The 17,525-nt window shown below is 63.1% G+C and carries 14 protein-coding genes and 3 pseudogenes; 11 read left to right on the forward strand and 6 right to left on the reverse strand.

The window, feature by feature from the left end; all coding sequences use genetic code 11:
• Window positions 1-51 precede the first annotated feature (51 nt).
• Window positions 52-660, reverse strand: a pseudogene (locus FFS49_RS20430) (LysR substrate-binding domain-containing protein); the annotation flags it as partial.
• On the opposite strand from FFS49_RS20430, the pseudogene FFS49_RS20435 reads away from it, so the two are divergent.
• Window positions 654-1,211, forward strand: a pseudogene (locus FFS49_RS20435) (M20/M25/M40 family metallo-hydrolase); the annotation flags it as partial. The pseudogenes FFS49_RS20430 and FFS49_RS20435 overlap by 7 nt on opposite strands.
• A 92-nt stretch (window positions 1,212-1,303) precedes the next feature.
• Here FFS49_RS20435 and FFS49_RS20440 read toward each other — a convergent pair.
• Entirely contained in the window at window positions 1,304-2,203 is a 900-nt protein-coding gene (locus FFS49_RS20440) for a LysR family transcriptional regulator (protein ID WP_105818438.1), read from the reverse strand.
• 327 nt (window positions 2,204-2,530) lie between these two features.
• Here FFS49_RS20440 and FFS49_RS20445 point away from each other — a divergent pair.
• Window positions 2,531-2,791 (forward strand): annotated as a pseudogene (locus FFS49_RS20445) (citrate-proton symporter); the annotation flags it as partial.
• A 59-nt stretch (window positions 2,792-2,850) separates the two neighbouring features.
• Here the strand turns inward: FFS49_RS20445 and FFS49_RS20450 are convergent.
• From FFS49_RS20450 to FFS49_RS20465, 4 genes are all read right to left on the reverse strand, one after another.
• Window positions 2,851-3,639 (reverse strand): class II aldolase/adducin family protein, encoded by a 789-nt coding sequence (locus FFS49_RS20450; protein WP_039355186.1) that lies wholly within the window; start codon window positions 3,637-3,639, stop codon window positions 2,851-2,853.
• 48 nt (window positions 3,640-3,687) lie between these two features.
• Window positions 3,688-4,995, reverse strand: a complete 1,308-nt coding sequence (locus FFS49_RS20455) for an MFS transporter (RefSeq protein WP_105818440.1) — start codon at window positions 4,993-4,995, stop codon at window positions 3,688-3,690.
• 89 nt (window positions 4,996-5,084) lie between these two features.
• Window positions 5,085-5,918, reverse strand: a complete 834-nt coding sequence (locus FFS49_RS20460; RefSeq protein ID WP_308728602.1) for a D-2-hydroxyacid dehydrogenase — start codon at window positions 5,916-5,918, stop codon at window positions 5,085-5,087.
• Window positions 5,919-6,144: 226 nt separating this feature from the next.
• Entirely contained in the window at window positions 6,145-6,441 is a 297-nt protein-coding gene (locus FFS49_RS20465) for a hypothetical protein (protein ID WP_137910110.1), read from the reverse strand.
• Window positions 6,442-6,622: 181 nt separating this feature from the next.
• Between FFS49_RS20465 and FFS49_RS20470 the strand changes: the two genes are divergently transcribed.
• The 9 genes from FFS49_RS20470 (at window position 6,623) to FFS49_RS20510 (ending at window position 17,516) form a co-directional block, all read left to right on the forward strand.
• Window positions 6,623-7,576 (forward strand): DUF4880 domain-containing protein, encoded by a 954-nt coding sequence (locus FFS49_RS20470; protein WP_071335764.1) that lies wholly within the window; start codon window positions 6,623-6,625, stop codon window positions 7,574-7,576.
• A 136-nt stretch (window positions 7,577-7,712) separates the two neighbouring features.
• The gene (locus FFS49_RS20475; protein WP_105818442.1) at window positions 7,713-8,177 is read left to right on the forward strand and encodes an Lrp/AsnC family transcriptional regulator; all 465 of its coding nucleotides are present in this window, start codon (window positions 7,713-7,715) and stop codon (window positions 8,175-8,177) included.
• Between the two features lie 295 nt (window positions 8,178-8,472).
• On the forward strand, window positions 8,473-10,860 hold the full coding sequence (locus tag FFS49_RS20480; protein WP_226285412.1) for a TonB-dependent receptor: 2,388 nt from the start codon (window positions 8,473-8,475) through the stop codon (window positions 10,858-10,860).
• Complete coding sequence (locus tag FFS49_RS20485) at window positions 10,850-11,638, forward strand: energy transducer TonB (RefSeq protein ID WP_105818443.1); 789 nt, start codon at window positions 10,850-10,852, stop codon at window positions 11,636-11,638. Before FFS49_RS20480 ends, FFS49_RS20485 begins: the two co-directional genes overlap by 11 nt.
• Before the next feature lie 23 nt (window positions 11,639-11,661).
• On the forward strand, window positions 11,662-12,402 hold the full coding sequence (locus tag FFS49_RS20490; RefSeq protein WP_105818444.1) for a MotA/TolQ/ExbB proton channel family protein: 741 nt from the start codon (window positions 11,662-11,664) through the stop codon (window positions 12,400-12,402).
• Window positions 12,403-12,413: 11 nt separating this feature from the next.
• A complete protein-coding gene (locus FFS49_RS20495; RefSeq protein ID WP_105818445.1) occupies window positions 12,414-12,836 on the forward strand; it encodes a biopolymer transporter ExbD in 423 nt (140 codons plus the stop codon).
• Entirely contained in the window at window positions 12,833-14,635 is a 1,803-nt protein-coding gene (locus tag FFS49_RS20500) for an ABC transporter ATP-binding protein/permease (protein WP_105818446.1), read from the forward strand. The genes FFS49_RS20495 and FFS49_RS20500 overlap by 4 nt, the downstream gene beginning before the upstream one ends.
• Before the next feature lie 36 nt (window positions 14,636-14,671).
• Entirely contained in the window at window positions 14,672-15,934 is a 1,263-nt protein-coding gene (trxA, locus tag FFS49_RS20505) for a thioredoxin (RefSeq protein ID WP_226285413.1), read from the forward strand.
• Window positions 15,935-16,157: 223 nt separating this feature from the next.
• Window positions 16,158-17,516, forward strand: a complete 1,359-nt coding sequence (locus tag FFS49_RS20510; protein ID WP_105818448.1) for a metallopeptidase TldD-related protein — start codon at window positions 16,158-16,160, stop codon at window positions 17,514-17,516.
• Window positions 17,517-17,525: the final 9 nt, after the last annotated feature.

The raw sequence follows: 17,525 nt of genomic DNA on the forward strand, positions 1-17,525 counted from the left end.
GGCCTCGCGTCGCGGGCAGGAGCAGGGCTGCGAGCCGGGGCAGGGCTCCTGGCGGAACGCCTGCATCTGCCCCTTCATCATCTGCAGCATCTTGTTGGCGGCCACCGAGAGCTTGCGGCCCACGCGCGTGACCATGTGCGCCTCGGCGTTCTCGAGAATCGGATGCGCGATCTCGATCGCAAACAGTTCCTTGGCCTGCAGTTCGGTCGCCACCGCGAAGGCTGGCATCAGCGCGATGCCAAGCCCCGATTTCACGAACTCATTCAGGATAGCAAAGGAATTGGTGGTGACGCTCGGCGTGAGCCATACGCGTTCGGCGTATTCCACGGCCTCCATCATCTGCCGCGTACCGTAGGACGGGTGGGTGGCCGCCAGCGGGTAGGCGGCGAGCTGCTGCACCGTCAGCACCTTGTGGCTGCGGCGCGGGAAGCCGGGGCCGACGATCGCCATCATCGGCTGCCGCTTCGAGGCGCGCGACACCAGCTTGGGTTCGGCGGGCGGGTTGTAGACCAGGCCGATCTCGCCCTCGTCGTTCGAGATTTTGCGGATTACATCGTTGGTGCTGCCCACGTCGAGGTTGACGCGGATCCCGGGGAACTGCCGGCAGAACTGCGGCATCGGCCCGGCCTTTAGATCCGAGACGAAGCCCTCACCGAGTACCGAGTGCGCTGCAGGGGATCGTCACGCGCAACCGCAATCCGATCGACGGCGCAGTGCTGTCGGTCACGCAAGTGCATGCGGGCGAGGCGATGAACGTGGTGCCGACCGATGCCTGGCTCGGCGGCACGGTGCGGACTTTCTCCGATGCGACGCTCGACCTGATCGAGACGCGCATGCGCGCCGTGGTGGCCGCGACGGCCGCGGCCTTCGATTGCGAGAGCGAGGTGGATTTCCAGCGCCAGTATCCGGCTACCGTGAACGACGCCGGGCAGACAGCGGTGGCGGTGGCGGTGATGCGCGAGCTGGTGGGCGACGCGCATGTGAACGCGGCCGTCGATCCGACCATGGCGGCGGAGGATTTCTCGTTCATGCTGCGCGAGAAGCCGGGTTGTTATGCATTCCTCGGGAACGGGGTCGGCGATCATCGCCTGCATGGGCATGGCGGCGGGCCTTGCCTGCTGCATAACGCCAGTTACGACTTCAACGATGCGTTGCTGCCGGTGGGAGCGAGTTATTTCGTGAGGTTGGTGGAGCGGGTTTTGGCGCGGTAAGGCGCGGCTACCGACTTTTCGGGGCCGATCGTGATGAACGGGCATGGTGGCGCGCCGTCATGAATGACGGCTTGCGGGCGGGATTTTACGCTTTAATCGGATTTATCCAACAGGCATTCAAGAAATCGTTTCGTCTCCGGATAATCCGAAAAATCTCGATCATTCGCGACGCACACGTAAAGTTGTCGTTCCGCCCACTCGTCCAGCAGTCTTATCGCCTTCAGATTGTAAAGATTCAGATATGGGGAGGCGTTTGGTTCTGGAATTACGCCAATTCCTATTCCTTCCTGGATGAGGCGGCATCTTGCCTCGTAATTTCCAACTTCGATTTTGACATCGAGCGGACGTGACAAGCCTCGTCCGGCAAGCGATGAGAATGCGTCATAGGTGTGCCGAGGAAAATACCCGACGAACGGGTAGGAATTGGCAGCTTCCAGGAACAGCTCATCAAAAACCGCGAGCGCGTGATCTCGGCGTGTAACCAGGACAATGCGGTCCCGCCGGAATGGATAGGACGTCACGCCGGGCGCCGGCGACAATGCGTGATAAATCCCGACATCCGCTTCATTTTCCGCGACCAGCCGCGGAATGTCGTAGCTGTAGCGCTCTTGCAGATCGATGCGAGCGGCAGGAGACTCCGCAAGATATCTCCGTGTTATCGGAGGTATATACGCGATGATTGATGACGGATTCGCGGCCAATCTGACTTTTGGATTTCCTGCCTTTCCAAATTCAGCCACAACGTCTTGCGCTATTTCGACGCGGCGCAAGATCGCTTTCGCATGATGATACAGCGACAAACCCGCCGGCGTGCCCTGAACGCCGCGCGCATGGCGGATCAGGAGATCCACGCCGAGCCGGCTCTCGAGGTCGGCGATCCGCTTGCTGGCTCCTGACGTTACGAGGGCATTATCTTCTGCCGCCTTGGTCAAGCTTTTTGACTCGATAGCCGAAACAAAGATGCGAAGACTCTGAAGATCAAGTTTCATCATATTCGGTCGCGAGACTGTTGATCGGAAGCCATTTGTCGGAGGCGGTAGGGCCTCTTTCATCGCTGTTGAATCGTTCAGCTGCTGACCCGGCACTATAACAATCCGGGACAGGGTTGTTGAGACGGCGACGAAGTGAGTCGCCTGCAACTTCCTTGAGCATGGTTTGAACAGCTGGACGCCGGCCAATAGGGAAGATACGTCTTCTGTCGCTCACCTGTACGAACCGTTCGCTTGCCATGGTCGCCCCTTCGGACCGGTGCTCGGCGATTGCAAGGGGGGTGAGATCCCGAAAAATTCGCAATGGCAACTTCGCGGACGCGGGCAAAGCTGGTCGCCGCGCTGACCGAAGTGATGCCGGGGGAAGTGCGCGTCGCGGGTATTTCGCCAGCGTTCGGTCTTGCGACGGCGCTGCTTGGCGGTTTCACGCCGGCCGTGTCCACCTGTCTCACTCAGGTGATGCATGACTGGGCCGCGTCTGGCTACTGGCAGGGGTTTCGCTGCGGTTCGCGGCCTTTTGTGCGAAAGCCTGGGTTATACCGGCGCGGCGCCGCACGTAATGCTTCGGCGTCGGCGTCGGCGTCGGCCTGATGGACGCCGTTTCGATGCGTCGCGACCGAAGCCCGGCCTTGCGTCGGGCTTCGTTGTTTTCATCGTCGATAGGAAGGGTCGATGCGATCCAGCTTGCGCAGCAGCGCGGGCCATTCCATCACACCATAAGGGCGGCGTGTCTGCGGCTGATAGTTCATGTACGTCTCTTCGAGCACGTCGTGCGGAACCGCGTTCAGTTCGGTATTGCACGCCATGGCCGCGAGCTGCGTCCTGCACGACAACTCCAGCCGATGCATGGCGTTGAACGCTTCGGGAATGGTCTTGCCGACGGTGAGCAGGCCGTGATTGCGCAGAATGAGCGCGTTGTTCTCGCCGAGATCGCGCACCAGCGATTCGCGCTCCGAGACATCCAGCACCACGCCGCAGTAATCGTGGTAGCCGATCTTGTAGAAGCGCATGGAAGTCTGCGTGAGCGGCAGCAGCCCGCACTTGAGCGCCGATATGGCCATGCCCGGCCAGCTGTGCGTATGAATCACGCATTCGAGTTCGGGGTTCGCTTCGTGGATGGCGCCGTGGATCACGTAGCCCGCGCGATTGATGCCGTAGTCCATGCCGACGAACACGGGCTTGCTGAGAATATTTCCATCGATGTCGATCTTGATCAGGCTCGATGCCGTGACTTCCTCGTACAGCATGCCGTAAGCGTTGATGAGATACGCGCCTTCCTCGCCCGGCACGCGCGCCGAGATGTGGTTCGCGGCCATGTCCGACATGCCGTATAGCTCGGTCAGCCGGTAGCAGGCGGCCAGATCGACGCGCGTTTTCCATTCGGCTTCGGAGCATTGCTCGCGCATCGATGGAATGGAGAATTCGGGGAGCGTGGTCATTCGAGATTCCTCGTCGAAGTTGATCGGAAAGAGCAGGCCGTGCGTCGCCTACGACTGCATTTGCATGTCGCTGCGGCGCAGGCTCAAGGTGGCGATCAGCGTGCAGCCGATGCATGCCGACGCATACAGGTAGAAACCGCTTTCATGGCCGATGCTCTTGAACCAGAGTCCGACGTAACCGGCCGTGCCGCCGAATATGGCCGTCGCGATGGCATACGGCACGCCCACGCCCAGCGCCCGCAACCGCGCGGGAAACAACTCGGCTTTCATGACGGAGCACACGGACGTGTAGCCGGACACGATCATCAGTGCGAGCGTGAGCAGCAGGAACGCGGTTGTTGCGCTGTGTGTGCGCGCAAGCGCCGTGAGCAGCGGCCAGGTGGCGAACGTGCCGCCAATTCCGAACCACAGCAGCAGTGCGCGTCGCCCGATACGATCCGACAGCGCGCCGAAGAACGGCTGCATGACCATGAACAGCGTCAGCGTGGACAGCGAAAGCCACGCGCTCGTCTGCGGGCTCAGTCCGACCGTATTGACGAGATAGTTGTGCATATAAACCGTGTAGGTGAAGAATGCGAGCGTGCCGCCCGTGGTGAGCCCGAACACGAGCAAAACGGGCCGCCAGTGCTCGCGCAGCGCCGACAGCGACGCGCCGCGCTTGTCCTTCTCGCCGAGCGCGCGGAAGTCCGGGGTTTCATCGATATTGCGGCGCACCCACCACGCCACCAGCGCGAGCGCCGCGCCGGTGATGAACGGCACGCGCCAGCCCCAGTCAATCAGTTCCGCACGCGGAATCAGCGCCTGCAATACGACCTGCACGAGCGTGGCGAGCAACTGGCCGAGAATCAGCGTGACGTAGTGGAAGCTGCTGTAGAAGCCGCGATGGCCGGGCTTCGCGATCTCGCTCAGGTACACCGAACTCGCGCCGTACTCGCCGCCGAGGGAAAAGCCCTGCACGAGCCGCGCGAGCAGCAAGACGAGCGGCGCGGCCATGCCGATCTGCGGATAGGTCGGACACAGGCCGATGGCGAGCGAGCCCGCGCACATCAGGATGACGGACAGCGTGAGCGCGGAGCGGCGTCCGCGCCGGTCGGCATACAGGCCGATCAGCCAGCTTCCGACCGGCCGCAGCAGAAAGCCGATGGCGAAGATCGCCGCCGTCGAAAGCAACTGAATGGTGCGGTTCTCGCGGGGAAAAAACGAGGCGGCGAAGAAGATGGAGAAAGTCGTATAAACGTGAAAGTCGTACCATTCGATCAGATTGCCGATGGAACCGCCCGCAATCGATCGCAGCGCGCTGCGGCGACGTAGCGGACGCGTTGCGGCATCGAGGTCGGCGGGTATCGTTTCGTGCATGGTTGTCTCCTTGTATTGTGGGAATGGCGTATGCGTCAGATCCACGCCGGTGTCGCGTGCCAGCGGCGCGCCATCGTCCGGTCGCTGTTTCAGCGCGCGAGGTTGAGCAGCGGTTCGCCTCGATGCCAGCGCGCGAGGTTGTCGAGCCAGATGCGGCCGACGGCTGCGTACTGACTGTCTGACTGTCCCGCCATATGCGGAGTGAGAATCACGTTCGGCATATCCCACAAGGGCGATGCCGCACTCAGGGGTTCGTGCTCGAACACGTCGAGGTAGGCGCCTGCCAGCGCACCGTTACGCAGCGCGGCGATCAGATCCGCTTCGACCACGACCTCGCCGCGCGCGACGTTGACCAGATGCGCCTGCTTCGGCAGACGCGCGAGACGGCTTGCGTCGATCAGCTTCGTCGTCTGCGGCGTGAGCGGGCAGGCGAGCACAAGCCAGTCGGCGCGCGGCAGCACGTCATCGAGCATCGAGAAATCGATGACGCTTTCGCCCTGTGCCTCGCGGCGTACGACGATGACGGTCATTTCCAGCGCATCCAGCAAGCGGGCGAGCCTTTGACCGATTGCACCGTAGCCCACGATCACCGCGGTCTGAGTGGCGAGATCGCGCGGGGCGGCGTCGAGCAGCAAGGGGCGCCATGCGTGTTCGCGCTGCGCTTCGTGCAGCAGCGGCAGGCGGCGTGCCAGCGCCATCAGACCGGCCAGCGCCGTATGCGCGACCGTGCGAGCGTTTGCGCCGGAAGACGACGTCACCTGCACGCCGCGTTGCCGCATCTCGATGAAGATCGGACGATCGACGCCCGCGGAATGAGCATGCACCCAGCGCAGGTTCGGTGCGGCGCGCAGCGCGTCGTAGAAGTGGCGGGTTTCCGGCGTCAAGTCGTGCTTGGTCGAGCGGCCCGTCACGTCGCGGCTCACGAATGCGACATGCGCTTCGGCGCTCGATGCGTCGCCAGGCGACAGCAGGCGGAAAGGCGTTGCGCCAAGCGTTCGCGCGATCTCGCCGTCGAAGTGGCGCGCGGCCACATCGGAGAAAAGAATATTCAGGGCCTGCATCGTCTCCATTACCACTATCTCGTTTGCCTATGCTGTGCGCCCGGATATCTGGAATAAGAGAAGCCCGTGCGCCATGAGGTCATTGTGATCAGGTGACGAGGCACGCGTTGAGCGTTTCGGTGTACGCACCGTTTCCAAAATGTGAAGGGTCGGGCATCTGCATGTGCCCCTGATTTGTGAAACCGTCCCATTTGGAAATCGAGAATTCCGGCGTGACGTTTTCATCAAGACCAGGAGGGATGCCGTGAAGACGAGCAGGTTCACCTTCCGCGGTGGCGTCGGGAATGAAGTGGTTATCCAGGGATCGCGCATGGAACGGTCGATGGATGGCAGTGCGACGACAAGTTCGATGACGCTCGAGCACGTCTTGACGAGGGCTGGCCAATCGGGGCCGCTCGTACCTGACGGGCTGGTGTGAGCGATGTCGTGCGTGGCTGTCGGCAGACATTGAGGAGCCGCATGCCAACGCGAGAGCGTGATATGCTCCGCGCGAAACACATGTTCCGGAATTATCCGCTCGGCAACGGGCCGCGTTTGCGGCACGGCCGTTCGCCCGCGATTGATTGATGCTCATGAACGGTAACTCCACGCTCGATCCGGTGGCGCAAGAGGCGATTGACTGGGAAGTGAGGCTGCGCTCCGGCGAGATTTCGCAGGAGGAGCGCGACGCATTCGCGGCATGGCGGCGCGCGGATCCGGCCCACGAAGAAGCGTGGGCGCGGCTGCAGCAGCGGCTCGGCAGGCTGGGTCCGTTGCAGGGCACGTCGAGTGAGGCGGTGCGGCGGGCGCTCGACGAGCCGTCGCGTCACCGCAGACGATTGCTGAAAGCCGGCGCTGGCTTGGGGGGCATCGTGCTTGCGGGGATCGCCACGCGCCAGCTCGTTTCGACGTTTTCGCTCGACGCGGACTACCACAATGGCGATGTGGTCCCACAAAGAGTCCAGTTCGACGGCAACGTTTCGGTCACGGCCGGCGCGGCCACGCGGGTGTATACCCGTGCACGTGAGCAAGCCGACCTCTATCTTGCCGCCGGTCAGGTTGCAACCGATCCGAATCGCGCGGGCCATCTGTCTGTCGTCGTGACCACCCGCGACGGCACGGTCCGCACCGAGCGCGCGCGCGTGAGCGTGGACGTCCTGCGGCTGCATACCGTCGTGGCCGTGCAAGGCGGCGACGCGGTCCTTGCCGTGCCTCACGGGCGCCGCTTGCGGGTACCTGATGGATCGGCGTGGTCCCTGTCGGGCGGACAGATCGCACGCATGCCCGAAACGTCGGCCGACATCTTCTCGTGGACACGCGGCACGCTGGTCGTGCTCGACCGCGCGGTGCCGGACGTGATCGAAACGCTGGGCCGTTACTTCGGCGGCTATATCCGTTTTCCGGAGGCCGCGCTGTCGCGCCGCGTGAGCGGCGTCTTTCCGCTCGACGACGCGCCGGCCGCGCTCCGGCAACTGGCCGAAAGCCTCGGGTTTTCCCTGAATCTGTACGGCAAGATGCTCGCCGTCGCCACACCTGCCTGAAACCGCAGGCAGCCCCTCCAGTCCCCCCTCCAGATTTTTTTCGATTTGCGGTGTCACTTTTCGCCGCTCGTTGCACAAGGTAATCAAGAGCGCATCAATCGCTCGACATCAACCCGTGCACTCGAGTGGAGGCATTGTGTTCGACGCTATCGACAAGGCCATATTGTCCGTGCTGCAGCAGGACAGCACGCTCTCGGTGGCCGAGATCGCCGACCGCGTGAATCTTTCGACCACGCCATGCTGGCGACGCATTCAGAAGCTCGAGCAGGACGGCGTGATAGCGCGTCGCGTGGCGCTTCTGGATGCGAAGAAGCTCAACGTGGGCGTGACCGTTCTGGTGGAGATCAAGACCGCGGAACATACCGCCGCATGGTTGCGGCGTTTCTGCGACGTCGTGGAGACGATCCCCGAGGTGGTGGAGGTCCATCGCATGAGCGGACACATCGACTACATGCTCAAGGTGGTGGTGCCGCATATCGACGCGTACGACAGCGTATACAGGCGTTTGATCGGCGCCGTCGACATCTTCGACGTCAGTTCGAGCTTCGCGATGGAGACCATTAAACAGACCACCGTATTACCGCTCGATTACATGCTGTGACCGCACGGGCCGGGCAGTGTATCGACAGGAACGGAGAAGGACGGAATTTCACCGGCGCGGCGGAAACCGCGGAATGGAATTCCAAAACGGGCAGCGCAAGCGAATTGTTTTAAAAAAACATTCCAGGCCCGGACGATAGACTTGTTTCATCGATGACGCGTTCGGGCAAGAGGCTGACCGAAGCCCGATTGAAAGCATGACGGTACTTTGCGACACGATGATGACGTGGTCACGCGTAGGAATACTGATAGAACGGACGAAGAGCCAATACATTCGACAAGGGAGCGGTTCAAACGTGAAGCTCAATATCGGAACACGCCGGGCTATCTCGAGCCAGGCATCAGGGGTTGCCATCGCGGTCGCCGTTGCACAGGTTTTCATGGCGGCGTCGGCGCATGCACAACAGGCTGCCCAGCAGTCGTGGCATCTCGCAAGCGGTCCGCTGGATCGCACGCTGGTCGAAATCGCCCAGGCGGCCAACGTGAGGTTGAGCTACGACGCGGGCCTCGTGCAATCGTTGAAATCGTCGCCCGTCGAGGGCAGCTATACCGCCGAGGCCGCGATTCGACAAGCGCTCCGGGGCACCGGTCTCGATCTCGTCGCGACGGGCAGCGGTGGCCTGACCATCCAGAAGGCGGTTGCGAAGCCGGCTGCCGCGGCGCCCGTTGCGGCGTCGGCCGCGGCGGCCTCCGTGGGGCCTGTCGATACCACGCTTCCGCTCATCAGCGTGGCGGCCAGCCGGGACTCCGGCGGCACCGGCTTCGTCGCGGAATCGTCGTCCACCTATGCGCGCTCGGACGTGCCGCTGAGCGAGACGCCGAAATCGGTCAGCGTCATCAACGCGGCGGTGATCCAGAGCCAGGCCGCTCAGTCGCTCTCCGATGTGCTGAGGAATGCGTCCGGTGTCGTCACGCGGCCGGGGCCGCTTGGTGTGCCGCAGTACATGATTCGCGGGTTTGCAGCGGAAAATCTGACTTCGGACGGGCTTGCGACTGTCGGGTCCGCGCCCAACGTCACGCCGACGATAGCGATCTCGAGCGTGGAAGTGATCAAGGGGCCGTCGGCGATCGTGAACGGCAACAGCCCGCCGGGAGGCGTGATCAATATCGTCAAGAAGACGCCGCAGGCTGACCCGTTTCACGAAATCAAACTGGGTTATGGCACGTACGGTGACACGCAGATCGCGCTGGACACCACGGGCGCGATTACCGACGACAAGAAGCTCCGGTATCGCTTCATCATCTCGGGGGAGCGGGTCGGCCAGAATGCCATGGGGTATGACGGCCAGAGAAATTTCTACTTTGCGCCGACCGTGCAATGGAAGGATTCGACCACGGACCTGACGGTCGGCTATGAGCGCACGGTCGATCGCCAGCCGGTTCCGCAGTTCACGGTCGGCTATGCCGCGGGCGACATCTACCGAAACTATATCGACCGTCCGCTCGGCTCACCGTCCGACCACTTCGGCGCGCAAACCGACAGTATTTTCTTTCACCTCGAACAGAAGCTCGGCAAGGCGCTGACCTTCGTGAGCAAGGGTTCCTATACGCGTACCCAGCAAACGCAGCAGGCTTGGGCGACGGCGACGACGCTCTCGCCGACCAACGGCGCGGCGTTCTTCAACTTCGATTCTATTTCGGATTACTACAGCTGGAGCTTCCAGAATTACCTGCGAGCCAAGTTCGATATCGGCGGTGTGAAGAACACCGTGATAGCAGGGTGGGATTTCAATCATTACAACCGGTATCAGGTCGATACCACGACCTCGAAATTCATTTCCGTTCCGAACGTTTTCGGCCCCCCTTCGTTGCCCTCGTCCGATACGGGTAACCTTGCGCCGACATCCGCCAGTCGGTACACGGAAACGGGTTTGTATCTTCAGGATCAGTTTTCCTACAGGAATTTCCATGCGCTCGCTTCGGTGAGGCGGGACACTTACCTGACGGGTACGATCGGCGGCACGGCGTCGCCGGGAAACCATCAGAACGCCTATAGCCCAAGTCTCGGCCTGCTCTATGAACTGACCTCCGAGGTTTCGGCTTATGCCAGCTACAACCGTGGCTTCCGGCCTGGCTCGGCGCCTCAGTTCGGTGGCGGCATCCTGCCTCCGCAGATCAGCCAGCAAGTCGAAGTGGGCATGAAGTTCAATCTGCTCGACGACAAGCTGGCCATCACGACCTCGGCTTACCGCACCTCGTTCAGCAATTACAACGTCGCCGATCCGCGTCATCGCGGCTTCTATCTTCCTGCCGGCGGCGCCGTCAGCCGCGGATTCGAAGCGGAGATCAACGGCCAGCCGCTGCCCGGCGTCAACGTGGTCGGTACCTACACGTACAACGACTTCGTGCAGCCCGCCGGCACCAAGCTTGCGGTGAACCTACCCAAGAACAGCGCCAGCCTGTGGGCGACTTACAACTTCCAGACCGAAGCACTCCAGGGCTTCGGGGTCGGCACAGGGCTGTTCTTTGCAAGCGGGCAGTACGTCGAATCGGGCTCGGCCTACCGCATCCCGAGCCAGGTGGAGACGGACCTCGGCGTGTTCTATCGGAAGAAGGGGTACGGCCTGAATCTTTCGATCAAGAACGTGTTCAATCGCAAGCTCTACTACAGCAGCACGACGTCCAGCCTGATCCCGATGGGTCCGGAGCGGACGGTCATGCTGACCGGAACCTATGACTTCTGATTCCTTGCCCGCCCGCCCCTGGGACGACATCGCCGTGCGCGAGAACACGTCCCAGGCGCCTTATGCGCGCACACGCCGCCTCGCGTGTGCCGCAGGGGTGCTGCTCGCGCATGCGCTGGGACTGTACGTTGCAGTCCACCAGAGTGCGGTGACGCTCAGGCTCGAGGCCGGGCGTCCCGCGGGCGGCACGGTGCAGGTGCAACTGGTTGCCGCGCCGGCACCGCGGCCTGCGCCAACCCCGCCGGCGCCGCCCAAGCCGCGCACCGAGCCGCCGAAACCCGTGGCGCCGGCAAAGCCGGAAAAGGCGCACGTGCTGGCGTCGCACGCGCCGAGCCCGCGCACGGTGGAAGCGGCGCCCCAGGAGACGCCGAAACCAGCCGAAACGCAGCCGGTCGCGCCGGCGCCGGCGCCCCATCCTGCACCCGAAGCGGCGCCGGCCCAACCTGTCGCGCAAGCCGCGCCGGGGCCGAACCTGCTGGACGCGCCGAAGCAAATCAGCGCGGGCGAGTTGAAGCAGTTGGGATGCCAGATGCCGCGACCCGACTATCCGGCGAAAGCGCGGCGGCTGCAACAGGAGGGCACCGTGGTCGTGCATCTGAGCATCGGCGCCGACGGCGCGGTGACGTCCGCGCGCGTGGCGCAGAGCAGCGGCTCGCCGCTGCTCGACGCGGCCGCCGTCGCGGCGATCCGTGCCGGGCGCTGTCATCCGTACGAGACGGCGGGCATCGCGCGCTCGGTAGAAGCTACCCAACCCATCGCATTCAACCTGAACGACTGAACCCGCACCAATCGGAGCAACACATGGAACAGTATGGCATCGCCAACGTCTGGCAACAGGGTGACTTCGTCACCCGCTTCATCTTCGTTTTCCTGATCGGGATGTCGGTCGTCTCATGGTTCGTAATACTAACGAAAGGATTTGCCAATCGGCGCCTCGAATCGCTCGGCAAGCGCGCGCAAACGCGTTTCTGGTCCAGCTCGTCGATCAGCGAGGGCATCGAGGCGCTGGGCGAGGGCGGCGACAATCCCTATCGTGCGCTAGTGCTTGCCGGGCGCGAAGCGAATGAGCAGCATTCAGGTAATGAACCGTCGATGCAGGGAAGCCTGAGCGCGAGCGAATGGGTGGCGCGCGGGTTGCGCAATGCATTCGACGACGAAGTCGCGCGGTTGCAAAACGGCCTGGCCGTGCTTGGCTCGATCGGCAGCACGGCGCCGTTCGTGGGGCTGTTCGGCACGGTATGGGGCATCTATCACGCACTCATGGCGATCGGCATGTCGGGGCAGGCCAGCCTCGATCACGTTGCAGGCCCGGTGGGCGAGTCGCTCGTGATGACGGCGATCGGGCTGTTTGTCGCCATTCCGGCGGTGCTCGGCTTCAACTACGTGAACCGCGGCAACAAGCGCGTGAGCCATCGACTGAACCGCTTTGCGCACGAGCTGCACGTGTATTTCGTCACCGGCGCGAAGGCCCGTGCCGACGCCAGCCGGCCGGTCGGCGCGCCGGCAGCGACCAAGCGCGCGACGCCCAACCTCGCCGCCTGAAGGAGCCCGCCATGTCAATGATTACCGAGGGCGGCGGCGACGAAGGCGTCATGAACGACATCAACATGACGCCCCTGATCGACGTGATGCTCGTGTTGCTGATCATCTTCATCGTGACGTTGCCCGTCATCAACAAGGCGGTGAAAGTCGATCTTCCGCAGGCGGCGGCGCAGCCGGCCGTGTCGAAGACGCAGGACATCGATCTGTCGATCACGGCGGACAAGACGGTGCTGTGGAACAAGCAGCCGGTCGATGCGGAGGCGTTGAAGGCGCGCGTGGCCGAGGCCGCGGCGAAGGGCGAGCCGCCGGCGGTCAACATCAACGCGGATCAGCACGTCGAGTACGGCAAGGTCGCGACCATTCTCGCGGCGCTCCAGGGCGGCGGCCTCAACAAGATCAACTTCGTGATGCAACCGCCCGAGGCGCACCAATGACGGTGAATCGCGCTTTCCCGATTGATCGCGCGGAAGACGCGGAAGCACGCCGCCGCTTTCCACCGGTGTGGCGTCTCCTGCTGCCGTACTGGCGTACGCGCGAAGGCGTGTTCTCGCTGATATTGCTGATGCTCGTGATCGGGTCGAGTTGGGCCACGACGTACGTGATGCTATGGAACAACAACTGGACCGGCACGTTCTACGATGCGATCGGCGCGTCCCGATTCAAGGTGCTGCCGGAGCTGCTCGTACGTTTCCTGCTCGTGGCGATGGCCGGCGCGGCCGTGCATATTACGGGGGGTGTGTTGCAGGAGATCGTGCAGATCCGCTGGCGCCGGTGGCTCACGACATGGCTCGCCGAAAAATGGCTCGCACGCAACAACTACTACCGGATCGAACGCGACCGGGAACTCGAGAACGTCGACCAGCGTATCGCGGAGGACGTGAAACTGTTCGTCAACGACACGCTGCTGCTGGGGCTTGGGTTTCTTTCGGTACCGGTCAGCGTCGTGTCGTTCAGCATCGTGCTGTGGCGCATGGGTGGCCCGTTGCAGGTCGATGTCGGCGGATCGTCGTACGTATTGCACGGTTATCTGGTGTTCGCCGCATTTGCCTACACCAGCGTCATTTTCGTGGCGACGCATTATCTGGGCCGCCGGCTCATTACGCTGACGGCCAGACAGCATCGTCTCGAGGGCGATTTTCGCGTGCTCATGGTGGGCGTGCGTGAATTCGCGGAACAGATCGCGTTCTTTCAGGGGCGGACGGCCGAGCATGGGCGTCTGCAGGCATCGTTTCGCTTCGTGGTATCGAATCTCTACGCGACGCTGTGGGTGAGGACGCGCGTCTCGTTCTTTAACAATATCGTCGGTCAGTTGAGCTCGGTCATTCCGATCATTCCGACTTTGCTGATGCTGCCGCAACTGATGTCGGGTGGACTGACGCTCGGCGGGTTAATGAAATCGAACAGCGCATTTAATTCAGTCACGGGGTCGCTGGCATTTTTTTGGCAAGCCTATCCGGGGTTTACGTCGTGGCGTGCGGAGGCCAACCGTTTGCGCGAATTCCTGCACGTGAGCGAGCATGAGCCGCGGCAGGACATCGCGCTTCACGAAAGCCGCACAGGAGCGGTCGCCGCGAGCGGGCTCGTCTTGCGCGACGCGTCCGGCGACACGCTGTCGCGCGTGCCCGACTTCGTGCTCCCAGCCGGCCGGAGGTGCCTCGTGCGCGGTCGCTCGGGATGCGGGAAAAGCACGTTGCTGCGGGCGCTGGCCGGCCTATGGCCCTACGGCGAAGGCACGATCCTGCGGCCGGCGGCCGGCACGTTCTTCTTGCCGCAACGCAGCTATATCCCGTCGGGCTCGCTGAAGGCGGCCGTGACCTATCCGCGCGACGCTGCGGCGTACCCGGACAGCGAGTGCGAGGAACTGCTGCGCGCGTGCGGATTGTCGGCCTATGCCTCCCAGCTCCATGTCGAGGATCGCTGGAGCACACGGCTGTCCGGCGGCGAGCAACAGCGCGTGGCATTTGCGCGCGTGCTGCTCGCCAGACCTTCCGCGGTGTTCCTCGACGAGTGCACGTCTGCGCTCGATAGCCAAAGCGAGAAGGAACTTTACGGTCTTTTGATCGAGCGTTTGCCTCAGGCCACGGTCGTCAGCGTCGCGCATCGCAAGGAACTGCTGGCGTTTCACGACACGACGCTCGATTTCCCCGCACCGGAAGCACGACGGGATGCGGCCGACGAAGCAGAGGGCGCACACACCAGCAGCGGAGCATACGCGGGAACGCAGCTGTGCTGAGCGCCACGATCCCAACCGACGCCGTGCATTTGAACAATGCACGGCGCGCCAACACGTGAAACAGGACAAGGTCGATCCATGAGCAATCTGAAATCAGTGACGCTGGAAACAATCGAAGCCGACGTGATCAACAACCCGCTGCCCGTGCTGATTGACTTCTGGGCGCCGTGGTGCGGTCCGTGCAAGGCACTCGCGCCGACGTTGTCGAAATTGAGCGAGCAGTTTGAAGGCAACGTGGCGTTCGTGAAGATCGACGTGGACGAGAATGCCGGCGTGCGCGAACGATTCGGTGTCCGCGGTATTCCGACGCTGATCCTGCTGCGCGGCGGCAAGGAGCTCGGCCGCGTGGTCGGTAATCGCTCCGCCACGCAACTGGCCGGCTTCATCGACAATCACCTCGGCTCCGTCACGCCGTTGCCGGCGGCGATCGCCGTTGCGCCGAACGCGTTCGGCGGCGACGCCCAGCTCAAGGCGGAGCGCCTTGCCGCATTGCGCACGTGGCTGGACCGCAAGCGGGCCGCGCCGTCGGAAGCGATGTGGGATGGTGAAATCGGCAGCGCCATTCAGTTCGTCTGCAATACCGCGGACGTGGACGATTGCGCAAGGATGCTGGGCATTCCGGCGAACGTGCTGGCCGTGGTGGAATCACTGTCGAGCTATCGCAGCACGCATCTGAACGGCGCGGAGTTCATCGCGCACTGGCTGGATGCCGTTCCGGTGGGTGCGAATCTCGCGCGGCTGCCGCAAATGCTGCTCACGGATCTGCTGTCCGGCGGCGAGATGACCGAGTTGATCCGCGGCGACGCCACGTTGCTATCGATTCGAGATCGGCTTGCCGCGCAGCATGACCCCGCTCGGGCGGAAGGGCCGCTCGATTCGGAGCTGGCCGCGATCAAGCAGGCGCTCGCGAAGGCCGATGCCACCCCGGCTGGCGCTGCGCACGCGTTGGCGACACGGCTTCTCGTGTTGGTCGCTCAACCGCTCGGCGATGCCGCAATCGTCACCGATTTCATGTTCGGCCTTGCGGGCGCGCATTGGGAGTTGTTGCGCGCGGCCTGCAACTGGACGCGCGATGACGACCGACGCTTCATGCAGCTCGCGGAAGAAACGTCGAATCGCGCGGTGGAGCGCGGCGAAGAGGCTTCGCAAGGCGACAAGACTCTCGAGCGAATTGGGTTGGTGGATGCCGAACTCATTGCGCGGTTTCGATCGCACTACGGCAATGGCACGCAGGCCCTGAAAAAGGTCGGCGCGAGCATCGGCGATCGTTTGATCGGGCTGACGAAGCGCTGCGCGTGAATCATCGTCGAAAAGGCGCGCGTCGAACGTAAATTCCGGATGCGCTGGCGCGCGCGCAAAACGATTCCACGATTCCGCGATACGGCGATTTGTTTCATAAAAAAATTTCGATCGCCCTCGATACACTGTTTTCAATGTGCTTCCGCTCGAAGCGACGCGAAAACGTCCCGACGGAAAGTCGGATTCACGGGCACACGGCAATTCAACACTCGGAGTGATTTCCATGCATGACGGCGGTACGCAGTGGCGCAACGTGAAATCCAATCTGGAGGCGGCGGCCGAATGTGCGCTCGATCTTGCCCGACGCGCAGGGGCCGACGGCGTCCGTGTGGAGATCGATCATGTCGAATCACGGACAGCCACCGTGCGCAACCGGGTGCCGGCCGAACGAAGCCTTCGACTGTCTTCGGCTGTCTCGCTCGTGGTCTATCGCAATGGCCGACGCGGTGCGACGACCTCGTCCGATTTGTCCGCCGACGGTCTCGCCGGCGCGGTCGCGGCGGCCATCGACATCGCGTCGGTCACGGACGCCGATGCCGCCGCCGGCCTGGCTCAGGCGGACTTGCTCGCGACGGACTTCATCGATCTGGACTTGTATCATCCGCTCGATCTGTCGCTCGATGACATGCTCGAAGACGCCCGTTGCGCGGAAGAGGCCGCGTTCTCCACGAGCCCGGCCATCGTGACGACCAACGGTGCCAGCGTCGGGACTTCCGCGGGGTTGTCGCTGCTTGCGACCAGCGAGGGGTTTGGGCACAGCGTGCCGTGGTCCACGCATTTTTTGTCGTGCATGCCTGTCGCGGCAGGCACCAGCGAGAAGCAGATGGGATTCTGGAGCGACGGCGCGCGCGCCTATGCCGACCTGGACGCACCCGCACGGATCGGCACGCAAGCCGCGACGCGCGCGCTCGCGCTGCTGGGCAGCACGCAGGTCGAAACGCAGCGTTGCTCCGTGTTGTTCGAGCCGTTGGCCGCAATGTCGCTACTCGGCGAGTTCGTCAACGCGGCATCCGGCGATGCGCTTTATCGGACGGGCTCATACCTGAGCCACCGTCTCGGTACTCGCATCTTTGCCGATCACATTCAGGTGTACGAAGATCCGTTCGTCCCGAAAGGCATGGCGAGTCGCTGCTTCGACTCGGACGGTGTTGCCGTGTCCCGGCGATCGGTCGTCGAGGCAGGTGTGTTGCGCGGCTATTTTCTGGGCTTGTATGCCGCCCGGCGCCTCGGCATGGCACCGACCGGAAACGGCCGGGGCCCGCACAACCTCGAAGTGCGTAGCGCGAAAACCGCCAACTCGGACGGGATCGACACGATGCTGGAAAGGCTTGGTCGAGGCTTGTTCGTCACCGAGATGGCGGGCGGCGGCGTGAATCGGCTGACCGGCGATTTCTCGCGTGCCGCTAAAGGGTTCTGGGTGGAGAACGGCCAGATCAGTTTTCCGGTCACCGGCATCACGATCGCGTCGAATCTGGATGCGATGTTTTCCGGCCTGCTCGCCGTGGGGGCCGACACCGCGACCAGAGGAAGCTTCCGCACGGGCTCGTGGCTGATCGATGAAATGCGAATCGGCGGGAGCTGACGCGCTCGG

The sequence above is a fragment of the Burkholderia sp. 4NA327C6 genome (genome assembly GCF_005502655.1).
Lineage (GTDB): Bacteria > Pseudomonadota > Gammaproteobacteria > Burkholderiales > Burkholderiaceae > Burkholderia > Burkholderia contaminans.